The sequence below is a fragment of the Streptomyces sp. NPDC050988 genome, assembly GCF_044456225.1.
GTDB lineage: Bacteria > Actinomycetota > Actinomycetes > Streptomycetales > Streptomycetaceae > Streptomyces.
This window is the reverse complement of the sequence record NZ_JBITFQ010000066.1, coordinates 1-3,362: the sequence shown is the minus strand read 5'-3', so window position 1 is coordinate 3,362 and position 3,362 is coordinate 1. Positions and strand designations below refer to the sequence as shown.

The following is a 3,362-nucleotide window of genomic DNA, read 5'->3' as shown; positions in this document are numbered from 1 at the left end:
GCGGGCCCGGTGGGGGCGGGACGCGCAGTTCCCGGCGCCCCTAAAAACCTAAGGGGCGCGGGGAACTGCGCAATCTTTTGGGGGTTCGGGGGCGTAGCCCCTGAGTAGTGACGGGAATGGGTAGGGGCGGCGGGGGCGAGGAAACGTGGTTAGTCGACCTTGTACGTCACCCCGTACACCTTCCACTCCAGCGGAGTGCGGAGGCCCAGGTTGCCGTCGTACAAAAACCTTCGCTGGGCCGTGTCCACGCGGGTCGTGTCGCGTTTCTCGGACTTCATGGTCTCGCGGCGGGTGTCGAGGAAGATGTCGAGGTAGCTCTGCTCGTCGCCGCCCTCCGTCGGGGTGTCGGCCTCGGCCATGGCGCGCTCGCGGATGCCGTGGAAGCCGGGGTCGCCGGGGCCGTGCATGACCATGGCGTCGTAGTAGATGAACTGGCCGAGGGCGCCCAGGCCGTCACTCTTGGCGAGGCGGACCGCCGGGCCGAAGTAGACACGGTCGCGTTGGGAGTCCTGGACGCGCTTGAAGGCGTCCTTCTGCGCCTCCTCCTTCCAGGCATCGGTGAAGCCCGGGTCCAGGCCCTCGTGGGAGTCGGAGCCGTCCACCGCGCGCAGAGCGGGCAGGTAGCGGGCCAGGGCGTTGTCCGGATGCGATTCGGTGTACAGCTCGACCAGCGTGAGCAGGTCGTGCGTGCCGGTGGTGAAGCCGATGATCCCGGCGGTGTAGCCACGGCCGTCGCCTATGTCCTCGATGTAGTCGTACTGGGCGCGCCAGTCGAGGCTGGAGTTCTCGGCGCTCGACACGATCCGCTGGGCCAGCTCCTTCATCTTCGGGGAGTCCAGGTCCGCGGCCGACCCCGAGGAGGCCGACGGGGACGCGGTCGACGGGGAGGAGCTCCGGGCGTCCGAGGGCCCGTCGTCGCCCTTCTGGTCGGGCACGGCGACATACACCGTCACCGCGACGAGAGGGACGGCGACGAACATCAGACGGCCAGCGCGTTTCATGGGCAAAGAGTACGATCGGCCCGGAGTGCCGTGCCGCATCGGGTGGAGAAACCAGTGAGCATCGGGGGAGGACCTGTGAGCGCGGAGGAACTGGCGCTGCTGCGGGCGGAGTTGGGCGCCCCACCGCCGGAGAGCTTCGGATCACTGGACGACACACAGGCCCGGACCCTCACGCTGGCACTGCGCCGGGCACGGGAGCGCCGGGCATCCGGGCTGAACGAGGCCGTCGAGGACGCCCTGACCCTCGTACCGGCCCTGACCAGGGAACCCCTCCGCCGGATGCTCCTCCGTTAGCCAGGAGACCCCTCCCGCATGGACACACTGCGCAGCAGGGCCGAGATCCTCAAGCTCGCCCGCCTGCTGGACGTCGAACCACGGCGGCTGGCGTTCCTCGAAGAGCTGCCCGTCGAGGACGTGCGCGCCTTCCGCGAGAGATCCGTCGCCGCGCTCTTCGACGACGCCCCCGGGATCCTCGACCGCATCGCCGCGAAGACCAGGCTGCTGCCCGCGGGCGTCGCCGCCGCCATCTCGCAGAAGGCACTCGGGCCGCAGCTCGCCGCCGCTCTCGCCGGACGCCTCGAACCGGGCCGCGCCTCCGACATCATCGAGCGGCTCCCGCCCGAGTTCACGGCCCGCTGCTGCCACCACGTCGACCCGCGCCGGATCGCCGGGATCATGGGCAGACTGGACGACGACATCGTCGTACGGATCGCCCTCGTCCTCGCCGACCGCCGCGACCACCTCACGATGGGCCGGTTCGTCGGACATCTGCGGGACTCCGCGCTGCTGCGGATCCTGCCGCGGCTCGACGACACGACCCTGCTGCTCACCGGCTTCGTCATCGACCATCCCGAACGGCTCGGCCGCATCGTCGAGCTGCTGGGCGAGGAGCGGCTGTCGTCGGTCATCGCGTCCGCCGCCGACCGCGGACTGTGGCCGGAGGCCATGGCCGTCGCGAGCATGACCTCCGGCGAACAGCGGGCCCGCATCGCCTCCCTCACCGCCGCCCAGCCCGAGGCCCGGCTCGACTCCCTCGTCCGCACCACCGCCGAGCAGGACCTGTGGGAGTCGCTCCTGCCGATCGTGGCCGCGCTCGACGAGGACGAGCTGCGGGCCGTCGCCAGGCTGCCCGCGCTGCGGGACCGCGCGGTGCTCGGCGGGCTCGTCCGCGGGGTCGTGGCGACCGGGCTGTGGGCGGAGTTCCTCCCGATGGTGGCGGCGCTGCCGCCGACCGCCCGGCGGATCGTGGCGAAGGCCGCGGGAGCGCTCTCCGATCCCGACCTCGACGCGCTGGCCGTCGGCGTGGAGAAGGAGGATCTGTGGGAACTGGTGTTTCCGCTGGTCGAGTTGATGGGTGACGGGGCCCGCCGGCGGCTCTTCGAGCTGCCGGCGTTCCGGGAGCGCGCGGCCGGTTAGGCTCACCCGGTCGGATCATGGCCGGAAGGAGCCCGCATGGCCGGGATCAGCCTCACCAAGGTGGAGGAGACCGCGCCCGCGCTGGTCAGCCTCTACAAAAGCGCGGGGGTCTCCCTCACCAAGCACGGACTGAGCGGGCAGCGGGCCGCCGTCTATCTCGTCGTCGACTACTCGGGATCGATGAAGCCGTACTACGCCGACGGCAGCGTGCAGGCGCTCGCCGACCGTGTGCTCGGTCTGAGCGCGCACTTCGACGACGACGGGACCGTGCCTGTCGTCTTCTTCTCCACGGACGTCGACGCCGTGACCGACATCGCGCTCGACAGTCACGCGGGGCGTGTGGAGCGGATCGTGGCCGGGCTCGGACACATGGGCAAGACCAGCTACCACCTCGCGATGGACGCCGTCATCGACCACTACCTCGACAGCGGCTCCAAGGACCCCGCCCTCGTGGTCTTCCAGACCGACGGCGGCCCGATCAACAAGCTCGCCGCGGAGCGGTACCTGTGCAAGTCCGCGAAGCTGCCGTTGTTCTGGCAGTTCATCGGCTTCGGGGACCCGTCCAGCAAACAGTTCGACTTCCTGCGCAGGCTCGACGACCTGGCCGTTCCGGGGAAGCGGGTCGTGGACAACGCCGGGTTCTTCCACGCCGGTTCGGACCCCCGCCGGGGTGTCTCCGACGGTGAGCTGTACGACCGGTTGCTCGGTGAGTTCCCACGGTGGCTGTCGGCGGCGCGGGCCGCGGGGATCGTCGAGTGACACGGGGTGTCTGAGCCGGTGGGTTCGCTGCGGGGGGGGGGGGGGGGGGGGGGGGGGGGGGGGGGGGGCGGGCGCGGGGGGGGGGGGGGGGGCGCGGCCCCCCGGGGGGGGGGGGCCCGCCGCCCCCCCCCCCCCACGCCGCCGTCCGCGCCACCGAGGCCCGGCGCCCGCACCCGTCCGGGCTCG

General features: G+C 71.6%; 4 protein-coding genes. 3 read left to right on the top strand and 1 reads right to left on the bottom strand.

Annotated features, from left to right (window positions below):
- Nucleotides 1-149: 149 nt before the first annotated feature.
- Nucleotides 150-1,001: a chitosanase gene (locus ACIBEI_RS49510; protein WP_398898117.1), complete on the bottom strand. Its 852-nt coding sequence runs from the start codon at nt 999-1,001 to the stop codon at nt 150-152.
- A 75-nt stretch (nt 1,002-1,076) separates the two neighbouring features.
- On the opposite strand from ACIBEI_RS49510, the gene ACIBEI_RS49505 reads away from it, so the two are divergent.
- The 3 genes from ACIBEI_RS49505 to ACIBEI_RS49495 are packed head-to-tail and all read left to right on the top strand — an operon-like array spanning nt 1,077 to nt 3,176.
- On the top strand, nt 1,077-1,295 hold the full coding sequence (locus ACIBEI_RS49505) for a hypothetical protein (RefSeq protein ID WP_398898115.1): 219 nt from the start codon (nt 1,077-1,079) through the stop codon (nt 1,293-1,295).
- Nucleotides 1,296-1,313: 18 nt separating this feature from the next.
- Nucleotides 1,314-2,417, top strand: coding sequence for a hypothetical protein (locus tag ACIBEI_RS49500; RefSeq protein ID WP_398898114.1), 1,104 nt, complete (start codon nt 1,314-1,316; stop codon nt 2,415-2,417).
- Between the two features lie 36 nt (nt 2,418-2,453).
- Complete coding sequence (locus tag ACIBEI_RS49495; protein ID WP_398898113.1) at nt 2,454-3,176, top strand: vWA domain-containing protein; 723 nt, start codon at nt 2,454-2,456, stop codon at nt 3,174-3,176.
- The last annotated feature ends 186 nt before the right edge of the window (nt 3,177-3,362 follow it).

What these genes read in the sequence shown, in the direction of transcription:
- ACIBEI_RS49510 (WP_398898117.1), bottom strand. Translation starts at nt 1,001, where the DNA reads ATGAAACGCGCTGGCCGTCTGATGTTCGTCGCCGTCCCTCTCGTCGCG.
- ACIBEI_RS49500 (WP_398898114.1), top strand. Translation starts at nt 1,314, where the DNA reads ATGGACACACTGCGCAGCAGGGCCGAGATCCTCAAGCTCGCCCGCCTG.
- ACIBEI_RS49495 (WP_398898113.1), top strand. Translation starts at nt 2,454, where the DNA reads ATGGCCGGGATCAGCCTCACCAAGGTGGAGGAGACCGCGCCCGCGCTG.